The sequence below is a fragment of the Ferrovibrio xuzhouensis genome (assembly GCF_042648965.1).
Taxonomy (GTDB): Bacteria; Pseudomonadota; Alphaproteobacteria; order Ferrovibrionales; family Ferrovibrionaceae; genus Ferrovibrio; species Ferrovibrio xuzhouensis.
This window is the reverse complement of record NZ_JBHRYJ010000004.1, coordinates 74407-93269: the sequence shown is the minus strand read 5'-3', so window position 1 is coordinate 93269 and position 18863 is coordinate 74407. Positions and strand designations below refer to the sequence as shown.

Annotated in this window: 17 protein-coding genes and 1 tRNA gene; 6 read left to right on the top strand and 12 right to left on the bottom strand. The window is 65.1% G+C overall.

The features are described 5' to 3' along the window. Nucleotides 1-9 precede the first annotated feature (9 nt). Nucleotides 10-1491 carry a sensor histidine kinase gene (locus ACFOOQ_RS16945; RefSeq protein ID WP_379728788.1) on the bottom strand — a complete coding sequence of 494 codons (1482 nt, stop codon included), beginning with the start codon at nucleotides 1489-1491 and terminating at the stop codon, nucleotides 10-12. Nucleotides 1492-1815: 324 nt separating this feature from the next. Here ACFOOQ_RS16945 and ACFOOQ_RS16940 point away from each other — a divergent pair, with 324 nt between their 5' ends. Further along, complete coding sequence (locus ACFOOQ_RS16940) at nucleotides 1816-2358, top strand: PAS domain-containing protein (protein ID WP_379728787.1); 543 nt, start codon at nucleotides 1816-1818, stop codon at nucleotides 2356-2358. Here ACFOOQ_RS16940 and ACFOOQ_RS16935 read toward each other — a convergent pair. The 3 genes from ACFOOQ_RS16935 to ACFOOQ_RS16925 form a co-directional block, all read right to left on the bottom strand. Continuing rightward, nucleotides 2344-3444: a lipid A deacylase LpxR family protein gene (locus ACFOOQ_RS16935; RefSeq protein WP_379728786.1), complete on the bottom strand. Its 1101-nt coding sequence runs from the start codon at nucleotides 3442-3444 to the stop codon at nucleotides 2344-2346. The two genes, ACFOOQ_RS16940 and ACFOOQ_RS16935, sit on opposite strands and share 15 nt — an antisense overlap. Nucleotides 3445-3558: 114 nt before the next feature. Then, nucleotides 3559-3981, bottom strand: coding sequence for an alternative ribosome rescue aminoacyl-tRNA hydrolase ArfB (gene arfB, locus ACFOOQ_RS16930; protein ID WP_379728785.1), 423 nt, complete (start codon nucleotides 3979-3981; stop codon nucleotides 3559-3561). A 52-nt stretch (nucleotides 3982-4033) separates the two neighbouring features. Beyond that, on the bottom strand, nucleotides 4034-4693 hold the full coding sequence (locus tag ACFOOQ_RS16925; RefSeq protein WP_379728784.1) for a TIGR02466 family protein: 660 nt from the start codon (nucleotides 4691-4693) through the stop codon (nucleotides 4034-4036). Nucleotides 4694-5051: 358 nt separating this feature from the next. Here ACFOOQ_RS16925 and ACFOOQ_RS16920 point away from each other — a divergent pair, with 358 nt between their 5' ends. The 4 genes from ACFOOQ_RS16920 to ACFOOQ_RS16905 all read left to right on the top strand — a co-directional run bounded on the left by ACFOOQ_RS16920 (nucleotide 5052) and on the right by ACFOOQ_RS16905 (nucleotide 9302). Further along, nucleotides 5052-6224, top strand: a complete 1173-nt coding sequence (locus ACFOOQ_RS16920) for an extracellular solute-binding protein (RefSeq protein ID WP_379728783.1) — start codon at nucleotides 5052-5054, stop codon at nucleotides 6222-6224. A gap of 85 nt (nucleotides 6225-6309) precedes the next feature. Beyond that, a complete protein-coding gene (locus ACFOOQ_RS16915) occupies nucleotides 6310-7389 on the top strand; it encodes an ABC transporter ATP-binding protein (RefSeq protein WP_379728782.1) in 1080 nt (359 codons plus the stop codon). A gap of 6 nt (nucleotides 7390-7395) precedes the next feature. Next, nucleotides 7396-8415: an ABC transporter permease gene (locus tag ACFOOQ_RS16910; RefSeq protein ID WP_379728781.1), complete on the top strand. Its 1020-nt coding sequence runs from the start codon at nucleotides 7396-7398 to the stop codon at nucleotides 8413-8415. Between the two features lie 8 nt (nucleotides 8416-8423). Then, complete coding sequence (locus tag ACFOOQ_RS16905) at nucleotides 8424-9302, top strand: ABC transporter permease (RefSeq protein ID WP_379728780.1); 879 nt, start codon at nucleotides 8424-8426, stop codon at nucleotides 9300-9302. 7 nt (nucleotides 9303-9309) lie between these two features. Here the strand turns inward: ACFOOQ_RS16905 and ACFOOQ_RS16900 are convergent, their stop codons facing one another. The 4 genes from ACFOOQ_RS16900 to ACFOOQ_RS16885 all read right to left on the bottom strand — a co-directional run bounded on the left by ACFOOQ_RS16900 (nucleotide 9310) and on the right by ACFOOQ_RS16885 (nucleotide 12700). Continuing rightward, on the bottom strand, nucleotides 9310-10065 hold the full coding sequence (locus ACFOOQ_RS16900) for a methyltransferase family protein (protein WP_379728779.1): 756 nt from the start codon (nucleotides 10063-10065) through the stop codon (nucleotides 9310-9312). Further along, nucleotides 10062-10814: a carboxy-S-adenosyl-L-methionine synthase CmoA gene (gene cmoA / locus ACFOOQ_RS16895; RefSeq protein ID WP_379728778.1), complete on the bottom strand. Its 753-nt coding sequence runs from the start codon at nucleotides 10812-10814 to the stop codon at nucleotides 10062-10064. Before cmoA ends, ACFOOQ_RS16900 begins: the two co-directional genes overlap by 4 nt. Before the next feature lie 852 nt (nucleotides 10815-11666). Further along, nucleotides 11667-12548 (bottom strand): DUF6538 domain-containing protein, encoded by an 882-nt coding sequence (locus ACFOOQ_RS16890; protein WP_379728777.1) that lies wholly within the window; start codon nucleotides 12546-12548, stop codon nucleotides 11667-11669. A gap of 76 nt (nucleotides 12549-12624) precedes the next feature. Further along, nucleotides 12625-12700: transfer RNA gene (locus ACFOOQ_RS16885), tRNA-Glu, on the bottom strand. 226 nt (nucleotides 12701-12926) lie between these two features. Here ACFOOQ_RS16885 and ACFOOQ_RS16880 point away from each other — a divergent pair. Beyond that, nucleotides 12927-13412, top strand: a complete 486-nt coding sequence (locus ACFOOQ_RS16880) for a cupin domain-containing protein (protein WP_379728776.1) — start codon at nucleotides 12927-12929, stop codon at nucleotides 13410-13412. Between the two features lie 23 nt (nucleotides 13413-13435). Here the strand turns inward: ACFOOQ_RS16880 and recJ are convergent, their stop codons facing one another. The 4 genes from recJ to ACFOOQ_RS16860 are packed head-to-tail and all read right to left on the bottom strand — an operon-like array spanning nucleotide 13436 to nucleotide 18852. After that, nucleotides 13436-15238, bottom strand: a complete 1803-nt coding sequence (gene recJ / locus ACFOOQ_RS16875) for a single-stranded-DNA-specific exonuclease RecJ (protein WP_379728775.1) — start codon at nucleotides 15236-15238, stop codon at nucleotides 13436-13438. Between the two features lie 5 nt (nucleotides 15239-15243). Beyond that, on the bottom strand, nucleotides 15244-16263 hold the full coding sequence (gene glpX / locus ACFOOQ_RS16870) for a class II fructose-bisphosphatase (RefSeq protein ID WP_379728774.1): 1020 nt from the start codon (nucleotides 16261-16263) through the stop codon (nucleotides 15244-15246). A gap of 20 nt (nucleotides 16264-16283) precedes the next feature. Next, the gene (locus tag ACFOOQ_RS16865; RefSeq protein WP_379729144.1) at nucleotides 16284-17570 is read right to left on the bottom strand and encodes a homoserine dehydrogenase; all 1287 of its coding nucleotides are present in this window, start codon (nucleotides 17568-17570) and stop codon (nucleotides 16284-16286) included. Nucleotides 17571-17628: 58 nt separating this feature from the next. Continuing rightward, nucleotides 17629-18852 (bottom strand): LL-diaminopimelate aminotransferase, encoded by a 1224-nt coding sequence (locus ACFOOQ_RS16860; protein ID WP_379728773.1) that lies wholly within the window; start codon nucleotides 18850-18852, stop codon nucleotides 17629-17631. Nucleotides 18853-18863 lie beyond the last annotated feature (11 nt).

Below are 18863 nucleotides of genomic sequence, written 5' to 3'. Positions count from 1 at the left end.
TACCGGCGTTCAACGTGCCGGCGCCCAGCGTTTCGGCAACGCAACGGTGAAGGTGGTCCCTTGATCGGGGATGCTGTCGACCTTTATCGAGCCGCCAAGGCGCCGCACCAGGGTGCGGACATGGGCAAGACCGATGCCCTCTCCCGGACGATCCTGAACCCCGGCGCGGCGGAACAGGTCGAAGATGCGGTCAAGATCACTCCGCGCAATGCCCCGACCGTTGTCAGCAACCGAGATCAGGTAATGCGTCATCGTGTCGGTCACGGTTACGTCGATCCGACCCGGAATATTATTGCGCATGTACTTTATTGCGTTGTCAAGCAGGTTGGAAAAAACCTGCTCGAGCGCCAAACGGTCGCTGGTCAACTGCGGTAACGGATTTACTGTGAGAGTGATGTCCGCCTCCTGCAGCCGGTGCGCCAGCGACGCCGTAATGTCGGTGAAAAGCTGGTTCAGGTCGACCGGCTGCGCGGTGAACTGGCGGCGGCCGGTACGCGACAGATGCAGGATGGCGTTGATCAGCCGGTCCATCTTCGAGATCGACGATTTGATGAAGGCCAGTGCCTCGTTGTAGTCACGCCTGAGGGTTGTTTCACTTGCCGTCGGCGACACGCCCTGCTTTTGCACACCGTCCGTCTGCCGACCATTCGCCAGCGCCAGCAGATCGTCGCGCAGCGCCTCAAGCTCGCTGGTGAAGCCCATGATGTTGACCAGCGGCGAACGCAGGTCGTGGCTGACGATATAGGCAAAGCGCTGGATCTCGTCATTGGCTTCCTGCAGGTCGGTGGTCCGCTCGGCAATGCGGTCTTCCAGTTCCTCGTTGGCGCGTTCCAGCAGGGCATTGGCATGCTCGGTCTCGCGGGCACTGCGCCGCAGGACGGACAGCGAAATCACCGCCAGCGTGGCAATCAGGAAAAGACCGACGGTCAGTACGGCAAACAGGGCCACGGTCGCCCGGTCGGCGTCGTCGGTGTCGTCGCGCAGCACCCCTTCCGCCTGGGCAATCATGGCGGCGATGCGCGCATTCACCTCGGCCATGATCTCGAAGCCGCTCTGGCTGTTCACGATATCCAGCGCCGCCGCCCGCTGCCCGGTCTTTGCCAGATCGACCGTATGGGCCAGTTCCACCATCTTGGCGGAGATCTGCGGTTCCAGTTCGGCCAGCAGCTTCTGCCGCCGGGGCCGGTCTTCAGTCAGTTCACGCAGGTGACCGAGGGTCGGTCCGACCTTGCGCGTGGCGGCCTCGTAATCGCGCAGATAGGGGGCGTCGCCGGTCAGCAGGTAGCCGCGCTGGCCGCTCTCTGCCTGCCGCACCTCGGCCTGCAGGGTGGCGAGATCGGCGGTATAGGACAGTGTGTCGGCTACTAGGTCGCCGGAATTTGCCGCCTCGCGGACCAGCCAGACCGAAACCAGGCACACGACAACCAGAACACCGAAACCGGTTGCCAGCAGAGCGGTTTGCAGCAGGGACTTGCGTTTTCCAGGTCGCATGCGGGATGAATAGGCTTTCCTAAGTATCGGAAAACCTTATCCAGCCAACCGGTATGAGGCAATCGGATTGACCGCCTTGAGAATCAGCAGCCGTGATAATCCTGTGATATTACTCAAGGCGCGCCGGTAGTGAACAAGAGGATACGAAGATGCCGGTCTCTGGCCGTGTGTCCGCAGATGATAGTCGATGCACACTGACGACCGGGGGCCGGAGTTACCACCAGCCGCCGCCGGCAGGCCCCGGAATAATTGCAGTGGCTGCTCTAGGCCCCTGTCGCCATTTCTGCCAGAGTCGACTCCGGCCTGATTCATCCGTGCTAGTCCGTGTCCCAGATTGAGAGCATCCTGCAGACAGTCCACGCGCCCATGCTGCGCGCGTTTGTCACGCATTGGTATGCACAGCGCGGCGCAAATCTCGTCACCCGGCGCGCGGATTTCGAGACCTTCCGGTTTGCGCCACTGCTGCCACACATCTTCCTTTACGATTACGACAGCCGGACGCGCAATCTGACCCTGCGGCTCGCCGGCGAGGAAATCCGTCGCATGCTTCCCAATTCTGTGGCCGGCACGCCGCTGGACCGGATCATGCCGGCCCGGGCACTGCCGGAGGTGCTGGCACGTTACCGCAGGGTCTGCGAGCAACCGGCCATCGGGCTGGCCGCCGGACGAGTGTTCCTCAGCCTGGGAGGCAGCGGGGTTGGCGAGCGTCTTCTGCTGCCTCTGGCCGATGCCAACGGCCGGGTGCACCAGATGCTGGGGGCGACCCTGTACCAGATCGGCGAAACGCCCGAAGCCGGCGGCACCTTTGCCAGCGAGGACGTCGAAACCATCTTCTTTCCGCTACAAAAACCGTCAGAAGCGGAATGACACGCTGAACACACCGAACTGGTCGTCGGCGCCCTGCCCGTAATATTCCGCCGTGCGCAGCACATGGGTATAGGCCAGCCGCACGTCGCGGATCACGAAGGCGATGCCGAACTGGGCATCGCCGACCAGCGGCCGCTTGTCGACGCTGCGACTGTCGGCAAAGGTGTTGCCGTCGAGGAAAATGTTGCGCGCCATAGCGCGCCCGTCGAGGCCGGCGAACAGGTACCAGCCGATGTCGTCGACCGGCTCGAAATAGCCCGACCCGGGCAGGCTCGGCTGCACCCGTGGCGCGCCGTAATCGACCGGCAGGTTTTGGCCCAGGCGCAGCATCATGCCGGTATTGGCATAGGTGAAGACATTGCCGAGCGCCGCGCCGGCATGGGGCGTGGCATCGACGCCGAAGCCGGCCGGCAGTTCGAACTGCGGCGACTGCCAGCTACGCTGATAGACGAATTGCAGGGTCGGTTCATTCTTGATCTGGGTATCCCAGCCCTGCGGCTGCGGTGAATCGACAATGTGATGCACCAGCTTCTGCGCCGGCTCGCCCAGCGAGGCGGGGCCGACCACGCCGAGGCTGACCTGCATCTGGTCGAACACGCGGCTGCCATTGGCGCCCGGCGTGTTGCCGATCACGCCGATCGAGCCATACAGCCAGCCGGCATAGGGCCGGTCGGTGGCGGGTGGATTGGGATTGCGGATATTGCTGGGCGTGAACATGCTCTGGCCGAGGCCGTATTCGACGCGGATGTCACTGGTGGCATTGAAGATCGGCAGGGCCAGCGCGGCATTGCGGATCCATTCCGGCTCGCCGCCCTTCGGCGTCAGATACGTGAGGCGGATGCCGTTCGTGTAATGCTGGTCGGTGTTGTAGAAGAGGTCGTTCTCCAGCGCGAAGCTGAAGATGCCGGTCTTCTCCTTGCCATCGTCGCCCGGCCGCAGCACCGGCGCGCGCTCGCCCGGGACATCGGCCTGCGCATCGCCGGGTGTTACCTCTTTGCCGACGGGTTCGTCGGCGGCCAACGCCGGCAGCGCCCAGCAGACGGCCAGACCGAGAGCGGCGGCAGAAACAGGCAGTCGTCTGGTCATCGGCATCCGTTGCAGCAGGTGTCGGGGTCAGGGCCTGCGGACCATTGCGGCGAAATACGGCAGGATCGCGACCAGCAGATGCCCTGATTATGGCATATGCCGGCCGGTACCGCCTCAGTCATCGCTGGACCGCACCCGGCGCAGGCTTTTCACCGTGCTGCGCTGGCCCTTGGCCTCCAGGCGGCGTTTCTTCGATCCCAGGGTCGGCCGGGTCGGCCGGCGCGCCTTGGGCGCCACCGCGGCCTGGCGGATCAGCGCCGCCAGCCGGTCGATCGCATCCTGGCGATTACGCTCCTGGCTGCGATGCTGCTGCGCCGTCAGGATCAGGACACCGTCCAGCGTCAGCCGGTTGCCGGCCAGCTTTTCCAGCCGGGCCCGCACGTCATCGGGCAGCGACGGCGACTGCCGCACGTCGAAACGCAACTGTACCGCGGTTGCGACCTTGTTGACGTTCTGCCCGCCCGGGCCCGAGGCCCGGATGAAGCTGACCTCGATCTCGCGCGGATCGAGGCTGATGCGGCCGGTGATGCGAATCATGCCGGCAGCCTAGCCGGCCGCGCCGTCCCTGTCCTCTATTGCTTCCTGCCGCCTAAACGCTGGCCGGCGGCAACAGGGGCGCGTTGCCCTGCCATTGCGGCGGGCTGACCTGCCGGGTGAAGTCGGAGAACATGATGTTGTAGGCGATGCTGATGCGGTGCTCGGGGCTCGGGTTGACCGGCACCCAGTGCACCAGCCAGGCCGGGAACAGCACGAAGCGGCCCGGCTTGAGCACCACCCGGCTCTCGTTGCTGGTATAGCGGTTCCACTGCTTCACCACCGGCATCACCATGGCTGCCTGCGGTCGCGGATCGCTGAACACGATCTCGCCGGTATCCCCCGGCAGCGAGACGTAATAGACGCCGCTGAGGAAGTTGTTCGGGTGCATATGCGCCGGATTCATGCCGGTCTGGGGATTGATGTTGGCCCAGCAGCCGGTGACCTCGAAACCGTCGTATCTGACCTGCAGGAATTCCAGTGCCGACCGTGCCGCCAGGTTGACCAGCCCGATGAATTCGGCGAATTCGGCGCGCTGCTGCAGGTTCGGGTCGGTCTGCCAGGTGGCGCCGACCTGCAGGTTGGGTGGCCGGTCGGCCTGGCCGTAGATCAGGGTCTTGAGCTTGCTGTTCAGGCTGAGTGCCTGCTCGGGGGGAAGATCCGCCACCCATAACGGTGTCGGGAACAGTTCCTGGACGCTGGATTTGACGATCATGACCCTGCCCGCTGGACAGACCCGCGCCACCCCGTCTGATGCGGGGATCACGCATGGGATATCACTGCCCGCGCTTCCCCGGCAGTCCGGACACGGAGGGCGCCGGATTAATTTTCCTTAAGGTGACAGCGGCCCTCGTCCGGGGCAGGCCGGAAACCGCCGGTAGCATATCTCTGCATCCCATAAGTAAGCCCCGGCCGGGGCGATGCCCGAAATCGTGGCAGACCCTCTGCTGTCCTGCCTGCCCCGGATGCAGGACAGACGCAGCGGCACGTCCTGTCGGCTGTTCCGGCACTGAAATCCCATGGCATGAATCCTGCTTTTATCCCGGCAGGTTGACCAACAGGGATGGCGCACAATGACCAAGGATCGCAAACGCGAGAACTCCGGCCTGCAGACCTGGCTGGCGGCCAGGGCCTTCAACCGACGCAGCCTTCTCAAGAGTGTGGCAGGCGGTGCCGCGCTGGCCGCCGCCGGCCCGTGGATCGTGCGGGATGCCTTCTCGTCTTCGGGCCAGCTCGATCTGCTGCATTGGAGTGACGAGCTGCCCAACCCGGTGATTCCGGATTTCGAGAAAAAGACCGGCATCAAGGTGAACTCGACGCCCTTCTCGCAGAACGAGGAGCAGATCAACAAGCTGCAGGCGACCGCCGGCCAAGGCTTCGACCTCTGCCAGCCGACCCGCGACCGCGCCCCGCAGTTCAAGGACATCGGCGTGCTGGCGCCGTTCGACACCAAGAAGCTGCATCTCGACAATCTGGTGCCGTCGATGCTGGAAGGCTCGACCAGCGTCTGGACCTGGGACGGCAAGCTTTATCACGTGCCGCATTGCTGGGGCAGCGAGGCGATCTCGTGGCGCACCGACCAGGCCAAGCTGGAATACAAAACGCTGAGCTACGGCACGCTGTGGGAAGAGCCGTTCAAGGGCAAGGTGCAGGGCCGGCCGCATTCGTTGCTGCTCGGCATCGGCCTGTGGATGGACCACACCGGCAAGCTGCCCAGCAACCGCATGCTCGACGCCTTCAAGGACGAGGCGACGATGAAGAAAATCTACGACCCGATCCTCGCCTTTGCCATCTCCAAGAAAGCCTGGATCAGGCAGTTCTGGGATTCGGCCGACAACACCAAGTCGGGCCTGATGGAAAACGGCGTGGTGATCGGCCAGACCTGGGACGGCCCCGCGCTGTCGCTGAAGAAACAGGGCAAGCCGGTCTCCTACATGGCGCCGCAGGAAGGCGCCATTGCCTGGCTCGACGGCTGGGCGCTGACCACCGGCGCCAAGAATATCGCCCAGGCCTATGAATGGGTGAACTACGTCCATTCGCCGGAAGTCTCGGCCAAGGTGGCCGATGGCTCAGGCTACAATCCAGTGGTCAAGGGCGCCGACAAGCTGCTGTCGGACGTCGCCCGCAAGAACTTCGAGGAGGCCTATCCGGACGACGCCGTCTCCAAGCTGTGGGCGCGGCCGCCGGAGCCATCGTGGTATGCCGAACTGCGCACCCAGTATGCCGAAAAGTTCAAGGCAGCCTGATGCGCTCGGACGCCGGCGGGCAGTCCCTGCCCGTCGGCCCCGTTTCACCCGTCATCTTGCCATCTGACGCTGCCATCCATTTCCCATGACAGCTGCCGTCACCCTTGATCGCGTCAGCGTCCGTTTCGGCGATTTCACCGCCGTCGAAGATGCCACGCTCGACATCGCGCCGGGCGAGTTCTTCTCGTTTCTCGGTCCGTCCGGCTGCGGCAAGACCACCTTGCTGCGCACCATCTCCGGCTTCGTCGATCCGACCGAGGGCCGCGTCCTGCTGGCCGGCGCCGACATGCGCGGCATCGGCCCCAACAAGCGGCCGACGGCGCTGATCTTCCAGAACCTGGCGCTGTTCCCGATGATGAGCGTCGCCGACAACATCGCCTACGGTCTGCGCGTGCGCAGCCAGTCGCGGCGCCAGCAGCGCGAGACGGTCGACCGCCTGCTCGACCTGATCGCCCTGCCCGACCAGGGCGGCAAGCGGGTCGGCGAGCTGTCCGGCGGCCAGAAGCAGCGCGTCGCCATCGCCCGCGCGCTGGCGGTCGAACCCAAGGTGCTGCTGCTCGACGAACCGCTGTCGGCGCTCGACCTCAAGCTGCGCCAGCATATGCGCAACGAGCTGCGCGCCATCCAGCGCCGGGTCGGCATCACTTTCATCTACATCACCCATGACCAGGGCGAGGCGCTGACCATGTCGGACCGCATCGCGGTGATGAACCGCGGTGTGATCCAACAGGTCGGTGACGGGCGCAGCATCTACGAGACCCCGCGCACCAGCTTCGTCGCGTCCTTCGTTGGCGAGAACAATGCCTTCATTGGCAAGGTGAGCGCCGCCGCCGATGGCATCGCCACCGTGGATACGCCGGTCGGCCCGCTGCGCGGCCGCAATGCCCGCAGCCTAGCGGTCGGCTCGGATGCCGTGCTGTTCGTGCGGCCGGAAATCCTGTCGCTGCAGCCGCCGGCCGACAGCGAGACGATGTCCGTGCGCATCGGCGAGGTCGCCTATGAAGGCAGCATGTCCCACGTGCAGTGCAGGGTAAGCGACACGGCCCGGCTGGTGCTGACTGCCGGTCGCGGCGCGGTGCTGCCCGAGACCGGCGCCGCGGCGCAGATCGGCTACGCGCCGGCCGAGGGCCTGGTGCTGCCGCGCGAAGGATTCGGTGAGGACTGAGCGGCCATGCACAGCTCGGTCGGCCATATCCTGATCTTCGTCCTGCCGGTGGCAGTGATCGCCGGCTTCACCCTGCTCGCCCTGCTCGAGAAACGCCGGCTCGGCGCCTCGGCGCCGATGTCGTTCCTGCAGCGCAACGGCATCGGCGTCTCGACCTATCTGGTCGCCGCGGTCGGCCTGTGGACGGTGTTCATGATCGTGCTGCCGCAGCTCTACATGGTCGACCTGTCGTTCCGGCCCAAGCTGCCGCCAGTGCAGACCGGCGGGCCGAAGGATCTCTACACGCTGGAGAACTACCGTTACTTCCTGTTCGGCTCGACCACTTCGACGGCGTCGTGGAACGTCACCCATATCAAGGCATTTTTCCTCACCATCGGTGCCTCGGTGGTGGTGACCATCCTCAATTTCGCGATCTGCTATCCGCTTGCCTTCTACATCGCCAAGGTGGCGCCGCTGCGCCGCCTGCGCGTCATCCTGCTGCTGCTGATCACCCCCTACTGGGTCAACGAGGTGCTGCGCGCCTTTGCCTTCCGCATCCTGTTTTCCAGCCAGGGGCTGCTCAACGTCGGCTTGCAGAAACTCGGCCTGATCGATGCGCCGATCGACTTCCTCGGCCTCGACGTCGGGCTCTATACCGGGCTCGCCTATGCCTACCTGCTGATGATGATGTTCTCGCTGTACAACGCCATCGAGAGCCTCGACCGCAACCAGATCGAGGCCGCCCGCGACCTCGGGGCGCCGTGGTGGCATATCCACCTGTTCATCGTCATGCCCCATGCCAAGCCCGGCATCGCGTCCGGCGCCACCTTGGTGTTCATGCTGACCGCCGGCGCGCTGGCCGCCCCGCTGGTGCTGGGCGGGCCGCGCAGCCTGTGGTTCACCCCGATCGTCTACGACCGCTTCTACCAGGCCTTCAACTGGCAGCAGGGCTCGGCCTATGCCTTCATCCTGCTGCTGGCCTGCATCGTCTTCGTGCTGCTGGTGCTGCGGCTGTTCCGGGTCGGCCTCGGCGAGATCGCCCGGTGAAAGCCGCCATGATGAACCGTGGCCTGATCCGGCTGTTTCTCTGGCTCTATATCGCCGCCTTTTTCGCTTATCTGCTCGGGCCACTGGCGGTGATGGGGGTGACCGCCTTCAATGCCTCGGAATACCCGCAGGTTTACCCCTTCGAGGGCTTCACCCTGAAATGGTTCGCGGCACTGGTCGGCGACGACGACATCGTCTACGGCCTGCGCAACTCGCTGTTGATCGGCGTGCTGGTGGTGGCGCTATCGGTGCCGGTCGGACTGGCCGGCGCCATCCTGATGACCCAGGTCTACCGCAGGGCGCGCGCCTTCTATTACCTGGTGGTGGTCTCACCGGTGCTGACGCCCGGCGTCATCATCGGCATCTCGACGGTGATCTTCTGGCGCGAGATGACCGGCCTGACCGGCACGCGTTTCCTCTATAACGGCATGGTGCTGACCGTGCTGTCGCAGGCGAGCTTCATCTCGGCCTACACGATGCTGATCTTCCTCGCCCGGCTGCAGCGCTTCGACCGCGCCCAGGAGGAAGCAGCCCTGGACCTCGGCGCCAGCCATCCGCAGGTATTCCGCCACATCCTGCTGCCATTTCTCAGGCCGGCGATCCTCTCGGCCTCGGTGCTGGCTTTCCTGTCATCCTTCGAGAACTACAATACCACCACCTTTGCCATCCTCGCCGACAAGACGCTCACCACCGTGCTGGCCGGCCGGGTGCGCCAGGGCACCACGCCGTCGATCAGCGCGCTGGCGGTGCTGATCGTCGCGGTCACGCTTGCCGGCGCGATCACCTACGAACTGGTGAAACGCCGCAGCGAGGCGGCGCTGGCGGCGCGGCGCAAACGCGCCGAACGCGAGGAAGACGCCACGCTGAGCCATAGCGCCGGGGCGTGACTGTCGCTCAGGCGTGCAGCCACTTGCGGCGTTTGGCCAGTGCAATGAAGCCGGTTGTCGCCAGCACCAGGGCAACGACGGGCAGAATGACCGTAAGGGCCTGATCGAAATTGATGCGTGGCTCGTTGTGGTAGGTTTCCAGCAGCTTCAGCAGCAGCAGCGCCATCGCTGCGTTGGCCACGGTGGTGTAATCCTTTACCAGGACGCGTCTGAAGTTGAAGGTCATGCCCCTGGTCGATTCTTTCAGGCCCGATAAACCCGGCAGCCAGCGCGGCACCGCACGGCAATAGTCGGCATAGGCCTGACCGAACTTGCCGCGCAGGAAGAACTCCTCTGCGGCGATGATGCTCTGGTAGATGAGAAAATAGCTGATGATACCGAGCGCAACCACCACCGGATGCCCGTGCATCAGGAAGACGCCGGCGTAAATCAGCATGTTGCCGAGGTAGAGCGGGTTCCGGCAGACGCCAAAGATGCCTCCGGTCACCAGACCATCGGCATAGACGCGCTTGTTGAGGCCACCGCGCTTTATATAGGCGAAGCCGATGACGGCGGCACGGACGACGAGGCCGACGAGCGTGATGGCAACGGCCAGCCCGTCTGTCCAATGCTCGAGGCTTACCTCGCCGAAATAGGAGCCCGCCGGCTGGAACGCGAGGAAGAGACCAAGCAGGACGACCGGAAAGGCGGCGTTACGATAGCGGAAGAAGAAATCACCGACCCTGATCCAGGCATTCTTCTGCGGTGTCGCGCTGTCGCTCATTTTGTCGCAACCAGGCCGCAGAAGTTGTACCAGCGGAAGAATACTTCCACGTGACGGAAACCGGCATTCTTCAGCAGCTTGACGTTCTCCTCCAGCCGGTAGGGGATCAGCACGTTCTCCAGCGCCTCGCGCTTCCTGGCGATTTCCATCTCGGAATAGCCGTTGCGCCGCTTGAAGTCGTAGTAGTGGTCGATGAACAGGCGATTGAAGAAGGTATTCTCGGAGGTGATTTTCTCGATCAGCAGCAGACAGCCGTTGTCGCGGATGCCATTGCAGATTTTCTGCACGATGCGCTCGCGCAAGAGCGGGCGGGCAAACTGCAGGGTCAGCAGCATGGCGACGACGGAGGCGTTTTCAATCGCCAGGTCCTCGTGGATGTCGGCACACTGCAGCTCGTAGGGGTGGCGAAGGCCCAGCAGGTTGAGCTTTTCGCGCGCCTGGTCCAGCATTTCCTGGGAATTGTCGATGCCGACAAGATTGGCCTTGGTCTCACCGATAGAGCGATCGATCAGTGCCATGGTCGTGCCGGTGGCACAACCGATATCGTAGATGTTGGAGTCGTCGACGGCGAAATCGCGCACCAGTTCCACCGTCATGCGCTGCATCTCGTCGTAATAGGGTACGGAGCGGCTGACCATGTCGTCGAAGACGGTCGCCACTTCCTTGTTGAAGGCGAAGTCGGAAATTTTCTTGTCGGCCTCGAAGACCTTGTCCTTCAATTCGCTGATTCTCGTTTTAGTCACGTTCACGGGCATGGTCTCCTGTATCTTCCGGGCGCGGGGAAATTTGCAGATAGATATAAGATATGGACATAAGATTCCTGCGCCGCACTATATCCAACCGGCGCCGCCGCTCCGTTACATTTGCGTTACAAACCACCCAGTCTCCCCGCCTGTAAAAAACCAGTGATGCAGCGAACGACCGGTCGTGCCCTGCTCCCCCGGAAATCGGCCGCGAATCACTGCAAGATGCCCTTATGACCCATGGGCCGGAGCAGGGGGATGCCATGAAAGCGTTGCGGTTCAGCGCGACGCAGCTTGCCTGTGTGCTGCGTCAGGTTGAGGCGGGTGCGGCGATTATAACTGGCGCGAGAAGGCAAGTATGGCCGTCTGCTGCCGAACGAGATGAGGAGCTTGCGCCGTATTGGCGACCCCAACGGGACTACATCCCCAATCGGGATGCGCCCTTTAAGTCATTGATATAGCGCCGTCACTTATCTGTCACTTGGCATCCCTCGTACACCTAGTCGTACACCCTCGCAAGCCCCTTTGCTCACAACAACTTGGTCACCTTCCCTACGCTAGGAAGCCTGCCGTCTTCTCGATTAGTCTCCGATCTTGATACTGCTTTTACACTTCCAACGGGGTGGGGCGGAAATGGGTGGATATGACATCGCTGACGTGATCCTAGAGCATCTGTCGCATTTCTCGGTCGGTTTAGTCCGTAGAGAGAAAGGCGCTGGCAGTGTAGTTCTTGGATCAGGCGTCCTTGTGTCCATTGAGGGCCGTCGTGGGATTGCGCCTTCTTTATTCTCTTCTGCCATGTCCACCCCCAATAGCTCCTGCCCATTGCCTGCCCGAACTATCCCGCTTCTCTGCTTTTCACATCCTCCAAGAAACTCCCCCTAAATCCACCTCTTTGTAAGTGATCCGGTCAAGGGCCTCCTTTAGCAGAGAAATGGGGAACCCGACCTTCTTGGTTACGGTCTGAGGCTTGTTGCCCTTAGCCAAGCGGTCGTCTCGGTAGTCAGCCACATTCTTGGTAGTGATCTTGTCGGCTGAGACCGGCCCGGCCAGAGCAATGAACTCGCCCACAGTCTTAGTCGCTTCACCCACTGTCTTCTTGTTGGGCTGAGTGCGTGCCCACCGATCTTTCAGTTCAGTCAAGGACACGCCGATGGACCGGACAGGCTTGTCGGCTTCGCTCCAATCCCCCCCGCCTCTAGCTTCCTGCCTGAGGAGATGCCGCACTACCTTAGCCCCTACGGCAGCGGAGACCCTTAGCCAGCTATTGCTCTCGCGCGACACCACGACGCCTGCGATGCGTAGGGCCTCATCGGTCTCCTTCTCCACGACAGCTAAGTTCCCCATCTCAAGTTCGGTCGAGATCACCGAAGCACTGGTGGAATAGATCGAGAAGCCGCCAAGTTCGTCATCAGGAGTGGCGCGGCCATCGTCCGGATAGTCCGCTATATGGCGCTTGGCTCTGTCGGCTTTGGAGGCTTCGAGGTACCAACGCTCTGCAATTGCCTTCGCCTCTTCGACGGAGACAATCTGCGCGCCAGTTGAGACCGCAGCGATCTGCTCCTCGACCCATTGATGATATTCGTTGTAGCGAGGTAAAGCTTCGGCTGCGTCTTGGGTCCCGAATGACCGAATGAAGTTCTTCCGGCCAAGCGCACGCTGTAGGTGTTCGGGCAATTCACGGCGATAAGTGAGATTACCGTTCTTATTTGTGCCTATGTACTTCACGAGGACTCGCACGTTTCGTTTACCCTTTCGTACACCTTGGTGCAGAAAGTGACAACGAAACCAACGAGATGAGGAGCTTGCGCCGTATTGGCGACCCCAACGGGAGTCGAACCCGTGTCTTCACCGTGAAAGGGTGACGTCCTAGGCCTCTAGACGATGGGGTCGGCCTGGCGGCGCCGCTGAAAAGCGGCACGGCGGAGGGCTGTGTACCGGGTTCTCCTACACAAATCAAGCGCTTCGGGTTACCCCGGGACATCGGCCAGCCGGCCAATGAAATCGGGGGGTTAGCCCGCCTCCTCGGCCCCTTGGCCGGCCCCCGACCCTTGCCGCGGCGGGGGGCGCTGCCTACCATCGCCGGATCAGCACCGCACAAGCGTCAGGAGCAGCGTCATGGGCCACGACCATCAGCATCACACCGACTGGAAACATGACGGCGTGCAGGTGATCCCGGGCGACCAGCTCGACCCGACCACCGCCGGCAAGACCGCCGGCATGAACCGCGCCACCGCGATCAATCATGCCCGCAACGGCGCCCAGAAGATCTGGGCCGGCACCGTGCATATCCACCCCGATGCCAAGACCGGCGCACATCACCATGGCGACCTGGAAAGCGTGATCTACGTGGTCAAGGGCAAGGCGCGCATGCGCTGGGGCAACAACCTGGAATTCACCGCCGAGGCCGGCCCCGGCGATTTTATCTTCGTGCCGCCCTATGTGCCGCACCAGGAGATCAACGCCAGCACCGACGAGACGCTGGAATGCGTGCTGGTGCGCTCAGGCCAGGACCCCGTGGTGGTCAATCTCGACATCGAGGTGGTGGAAAAGCCCGAATCGGTATTCTGGGTCGACCCGATCCACGCCGCGCCGAAAGGCTGAGCGGACGTCTTAGCCCGCCGCCATCAGCCAACCGGCCGCGCGGCATCCTCCAGCACGAACTGCACCCGGCGTTCGCCGCGCCAGTGATCGGCGCGCAGGTGGCCGGCGACATGCAGCGGCGCGCCGGTCTGGCGGGCGTGCAGCAGCGCGGCGCCCAGCGGCGCCTCGATCGAGCGGAAGGCGATGGCGCGGAGCCGCGGTCCGCCGCCATCGGCGGCGGTCAACAGGCAGCGCACATGCTTTTCGCCCACCACATCGGCCTGGATGACGCGCACCGCCGGCAGGGCGAAGCGCGGTTCCGGGTTGCCCGAGCCATAGGGGCCGAGCGTCTCGAGCTGGTCGCAGAGATCGGCAGTGGCGCCGCCGATGCCGAGCGCGCCGTCGATGCCGAGGCTGGCCGAGGCGCCGGCCGCCGCCACCGCGCCGGCCAGCCGCTCGTTGAGGAAGGCTTTCAGCTCGTTGAGCTTCGCGGCCTCGACGGTCAGGCCGGCCGCCATGGCGTGGCCGCCGCCATTGACCAGCAGGCCCGCCTGCCCGGCCGCCACCACGGCGGCGCCGAGATCGACACCGGGGATCGAGCGGCCGGAGCCCTTGCCGAGGCCCGTTTCATCATCCAGCGCGATGACAAAACTCGGCCGGCCGGCCGCTTCGCGGATGCGGGCAGCGACGATGCCGATCACCCCGGGATGCCAGCCGGCACGGGCCACCAGCGCCAGCGGGACGTCATCAGGCACATGCTCGAATTCCGCCATCGCCTCGGCCAGCACGGCGGCCTCGATCTCCTGCCGCTCGCGGTTGTAGCGGTCGAGTTCGGCGGCCATCACGCCGGCTTCGCGGGCATCGTCGCAGGACAGCAGCCGGGTGCCGAGATCGGCCTGGCCGACACGGCCGCCGGCATTGACCCGCGGCCCGAGCAGGAAGCCGAGATGATAGGCGCCGGCCGGCTCGCTCAGGCCCGCCACATCGGCCAGCGCGGCCAGCCCGGCATTGCGCCGGCTGCGCAGGATCTTGATGCCCTGGGTGACCAGCGCGCGGTTGATGCCGGTCAGCGGCACCACGTCGCAGACGGTACCGAGCGCGACAAGATCAAGCCAGCCGAGCAGGTCTGGTTCCGGCCGCGCATCGCTGTAGAAGCCGCGCGCGCGCAGGCGGCGGTTGGTGGCGACCACCAGCAGGAAGGCGACACCGACGGCGGCGAGCTGGCCGAAGCCGGCCGGCTCGTCCAGCCGGTTCGGGTTGATCACGGCGATGGCGCGCGGCAGGTCCGGTTCGGCCAGATGGTGATCGACCACCACCACGTCCAGCCCGGCGGCGGCGGCATCTTCCAGCGCCGCAAAGGCCAGCGTGCCGCAATCGACGGTGACCACCAGCCTGACGCCCTCGCCCGCCAGCTTGCGCAGGGCCGGCGCATTGGGGCCGTAGCCCTCCTTCAGGCGGTCGGGGATATAGACACGCAGGCGGCGGTCGAGCGCGCCAAAGAAACGGTTGAGCAGGGCCGAGGATGTGGCGCCGTCGACGTCGTAGTCGCCGAACACGGCGACCCTCTCATCGGCGATGATGGCCGAGGCCAGCCGGTCGGCGGCGGCATCCATGTCGTGGAAGCGCGACGGATCGGGCAGCAGGCGGCGTAAGCTGGGATTGAGATGGTCGTCGAGCGCGTCGATGTCGATGCCACGGCCGGCCAGCACGCGGCCCAGCACCTCGGGCAGGCCGGCGCGTTGCGCCAGCGCCAGCGCCAGCCGCTCGTCGGTATTGCGCAGGCGCCAGCGCCGGCCCTGCAGCGAGCTGGCGATACCGAGGAAGGGGGCGTCGGCGACCGCGTTCATGGCCGCTATGGCTGCGGGCGGATCACCGCCTCGATGCGGCGGATGGTGCCGGTCTGCGAGCGCATCACCACCGACTGCACGCGATGGCCGCCGGGCACGCGTTTCACGCCCTGCAGCAGGCTGCCGTCGGTCACACCCGTGGCGGCGAAGATCACGTCGCCGGTGGCAAGGTCGGTCAGGCTGTATTTGCGGTCGAGCTTCTCGATGCCGAGCTGGCGGGCGCGGCTTCGCTCGTCCTCGTTGCGGAACATCAGCCGGGCCTGCATCTGGCCGCCGATGCAGCGCAGGGCCGCCGCCGCCAGCACGCCTTCCGGCGCGCCGCCGGAACCGATGTAGATATCGATACCGGTGGCCGGATCGGTGGTCGCGATGATGCCGGCGATGTCGCCGTCGGAAATCAGCACCACGCGGGCGCCGGCATTGCGCACCTGCTGGATCAGGTCGGCATGGCGCGGCCGGTCGAGGATGCAGGCAGTCAGGTCGGAGACGGCGACGCCCTTGGCTGCGGCCAGCCTGGCGAGGTTGTCGGCCGGCGCGGCATCAAGTTCGACCACGCCGTCGGGCAGGCCGCCGCCGACGGCGATCTTGTCCATGTAGATATCCGGCGCATTGAGGAAGCAGCCGGCATTGGCAAAGGCGATCACGGTCAGCGCGTTGTTGCCGCCCTTGGCGGTCAGCGACGAGCCTTCCAGCGGGTCGAGCGCGATGTCGATGCGCGGCCCCTTGCCGGTACCGACCGTCTCGCCGACATAGAGCATCGGCGTCTCGTCGCGCTCACCCTCGCCGATCACGATGGTGCCGGCGATGTTCAGATCGTTGAGCGCCTTGCGCATGGCATCGACGGCGGCCTGATCGGCGGCGATCTCGTCGCCCAGCCCGGCCAGCCGCGCGGCCGCCAGCGCCGCCGCCTCGGTCACGCGCACCGCTTCCAGCGTCAGGTTGCGCTCGACGGCGATGGTCTGCCCTGCCGCCGCCTGGGCGGCGGCCTTCGGCTTCGCCGTGCCTGCGGGTTTTTTCGCCGGCATGGATGCGCTCTCCTTCTGGCTCAGAGCTGTTCGATGCGGATCAGCGCCGGTGGCTGCAGCACCGACCGCAGCATGGCGATACGCTTGAGCGCCCGGGCCATATCGGCCTCGCGCGCCTCGTGGCTGATCAGCACCACCGCGACAGGCTGCTTGTCGCCCTCGGCGCGGCCGCGCTGCACCAGGCTCTCGATGGAGATCTTGTGGTCGCGCAACACCGCCGAGACATCGGCCAGCACGCCGGGCTGGTCGCGCACGATCAGGCGGATGTAGAAGCGGCCGACATGGTCGGCCATCGCCGCCGCTTTCAGCGGGTGTAGCTTGACCGCCGGCACGCCGAAGGCCGGCGCATGGCGCCCGGCGGCGAGGTCGGCGAGATCGGCAACCACCGCCGAGGCAGTCGGGTTGCTGCCGGCACCGCGGCCCTCGAACAGCACCGGGCCGACATAGTCGCCGGCGGCGGCCACCGCGTTGAACACGCCGTCGACATGGGCGATCGGCGTGTCGGCCGGCACCATGCAGGGGTGCACGCGCTGTTCGATGCCCTTCGCCGTGCGCCGGGCGATCGCCAGCAGCTTGATACGGTAGCCGAATTCGCGGGCGAACGAGATGTCGAGCGCCGAGACATGACGGATGCCCTCGACATGCACGGCGCGGAAATCCACCGCCGTGTTGAAGGCCAGCGAGGTCAGCACCGCCAGCTTGTGGGCGGCATCGATGCCGTCGACATCGAAGCTCGGGTCGGCCTCGGCATAGCCGAGCGCCTGCGCCTCGGCCAGCACCTCGCCGAAATCGCGCCCCGTGGTACGCATCTCGGTGAGGATGTAGTTGCAGGTGCCGTTCAGAATCCCGGTGATGCTGTCGATGCGGTTGCCGATCAGGCCCTCGCGCAGCGCCTTGACGATCGGGATGCCGCCGGCGACCGCCGCCTCGAAGGCCAGCGGCGCGTTGTTCTTCTCGGCCAGCGCGGCAAGCTTCGCACCATGCATGGCCAGCATCGCCTTGTTGGCGGTGACCACGCCCTTGCCGGCCTTCAGCGCCGCCTCGACCAGATTGCGCGCCGTGCCGTCGGCACCGCCGATCAGTTCGACGACGACCTCGACTTCCGGATCGGCCGCCAGTTCCTCGGCCTTCGCATACCAGCGCCAGCCGCCCTTCGGCATGTCGCGTTTCTTGCGCTTGTCGCGTGCCGAGACGGCAACGACCTTCACCGGCCGGCCGATGCGGGCTGCCAGCACATCGGCATGCTCGTCGAGCAGCCGCACCACGCCGGCGCCGACCACGCCGAGACCGGCGATGCCGACCTTCATCGGCGGCAGGCTGAGACCGATCCCCTTCGCTGCGCCGGCCGGGCGGGCCGCGGCGGCCTTAGCCATTGGCGGCCGCCTTCCCGCCGGCAGCATCCGGCAGGTTCGACGGCGTGCCCAGCAGCCGTTTGATGTTCTTCACCGCCTGCCGGGTGCGGTGCTCGTTCTCGACGAAGGCCAGCCGGACGAAATTGTCGCCGTATTCGCCGAAGCCGATGCCCGGCGCGACGGCGACTTCCGCCTCGCGCAGCAGCAGCTTGGAGAATTCGACCGAGCCGAGATGGGCGTAACGCTCCGGGATCGGCGCCCAGCAGAACATCGAGGCCGCCGGCATCGGGATGGCCCAGCCGGCAGCATTCAGCCCCTTCACCAGCACGTCGCGCCGCGACTTGTAGGTCTGGCGGATCTCCTCGACGCAATCCTGCGGGCCGTTCAGCGCCGCGGTGGCCGCCACCTGGATCGGCGTGAAGGCACCGTAATCGAGATACGACTTCACCCGCGCCAGCGCGCCGACCAGGGTCGGGTTGCCGGCACCGAAACCGATGCGCCAGCCCGGCATGTTGTAGGTCTTGGACAGCGAGGTGAATTCGATGGCGACATCCTTGGCGCCCTTGACCTGCAGGATCGAGGGCGGCGGGTTGCCGTCGAAATAGATTTCCGAATAGGCGAGGTCCGAGATCACCCAGATGTTGCGCTTCTTGGCGAAGTCGATGATCGCCTCGTAGAAGGCAAGGTCGACGGTCATTGCCGTCGGGTTGGCCGGGAAGCTGACGATCAGGGCGATCGGCGCCGGCACACTGTGGCGATAGGCGCGGTCGAGGCCGGCGAAGAAGTCGAAGCCCGGGCCGATCGGCACGCTGCGCACATTGGCGCCGGCGATGACGAAGCCGAAGGCATGCATCGGATAGCTCGGGTTCGGCGCCAGCACGGTGTCGCCCGGGGCCGAGATCGCCATGGCGAGGTTGGCGAGGCCCTCCTTGGAACCCAGCGTGACGATGGCCTCCTTCTCGGGGTCGAGCTCAACGCCGAAGCGGCGGCCGTAGTAATTGGCCAGCGCCTTGCGCAGGCCGGGCACGCCGCGGCTCGATGAATAGCGGTGGGCACGCGGGTTCTGCGCCGCCTCGACCAGCTTGGCGACGATATGCGGCGGGGTCGGGTTGTCCGGGTTGCCCATGCCGAAATCGATGATGTCCTCACCGCGGGCGCGGGCCTGGGCCTTCATCCGGTTCACTTCCTCGAACACGTAGGGCGGCAGGCGCTTGATGCGGTAAAACTCGGTATCCATCGGTCTGATCC

What these genes read in the sequence shown, in the direction of transcription:
- ACFOOQ_RS16945 (WP_379728788.1), bottom strand. Translation starts at nt 1,491, where the DNA reads ATGCGACCTGGAAAACGCAAGTCCCTGCTGCAAACCGCTCTGCTGGCA.
- ACFOOQ_RS16935 (WP_379728786.1), bottom strand. Translation starts at nt 3,444, where the DNA reads ATGACCAGACGACTGCCTGTTTCTGCCGCCGCTCTCGGTCTGGCCGTC.
- arfB (WP_379728785.1), bottom strand. Translation starts at nt 3,981, where the DNA reads ATGATTCGCATCACCGGCCGCATCAGCCTCGATCCGCGCGAGATCGAG.
- ACFOOQ_RS16925 (WP_379728784.1), bottom strand. Translation starts at nt 4,693, where the DNA reads ATGATCGTCAAATCCAGCGTCCAGGAACTGTTCCCGACACCGTTATGG.
- ACFOOQ_RS16920 (WP_379728783.1), top strand. Translation starts at nt 5,052, where the DNA reads ATGACCAAGGATCGCAAACGCGAGAACTCCGGCCTGCAGACCTGGCTG.
- ACFOOQ_RS16915 (WP_379728782.1), top strand. Translation starts at nt 6,310, where the DNA reads ATGACAGCTGCCGTCACCCTTGATCGCGTCAGCGTCCGTTTCGGCGAT.
- ACFOOQ_RS16910 (WP_379728781.1), top strand. Translation starts at nt 7,396, where the DNA reads ATGCACAGCTCGGTCGGCCATATCCTGATCTTCGTCCTGCCGGTGGCA.
- ACFOOQ_RS16905 (WP_379728780.1), top strand. Translation starts at nt 8,424, where the DNA reads ATGATGAACCGTGGCCTGATCCGGCTGTTTCTCTGGCTCTATATCGCC.
- ACFOOQ_RS16900 (WP_379728779.1), bottom strand. Translation starts at nt 10,065, where the DNA reads ATGAGCGACAGCGCGACACCGCAGAAGAATGCCTGGATCAGGGTCGGT.
- ACFOOQ_RS16880 (WP_379728776.1), top strand. Translation starts at nt 12,927, where the DNA reads ATGGGCCACGACCATCAGCATCACACCGACTGGAAACATGACGGCGTG.
- recJ (WP_379728775.1), bottom strand. Translation starts at nt 15,238, where the DNA reads ATGAACGCGGTCGCCGACGCCCCCTTCCTCGGTATCGCCAGCTCGCTG.
- glpX (WP_379728774.1), bottom strand. Translation starts at nt 16,263, where the DNA reads ATGCCGGCGAAAAAACCCGCAGGCACGGCGAAGCCGAAGGCCGCCGCC.
- ACFOOQ_RS16865 (WP_379729144.1), bottom strand. Translation starts at nt 17,570, where the DNA reads ATGAAGGTCGGCATCGCCGGTCTCGGCGTGGTCGGCGCCGGCGTGGTG.
- ACFOOQ_RS16860 (WP_379728773.1), bottom strand. Translation starts at nt 18,852, where the DNA reads ATGGATACCGAGTTTTACCGCATCAAGCGCCTGCCGCCCTACGTGTTC.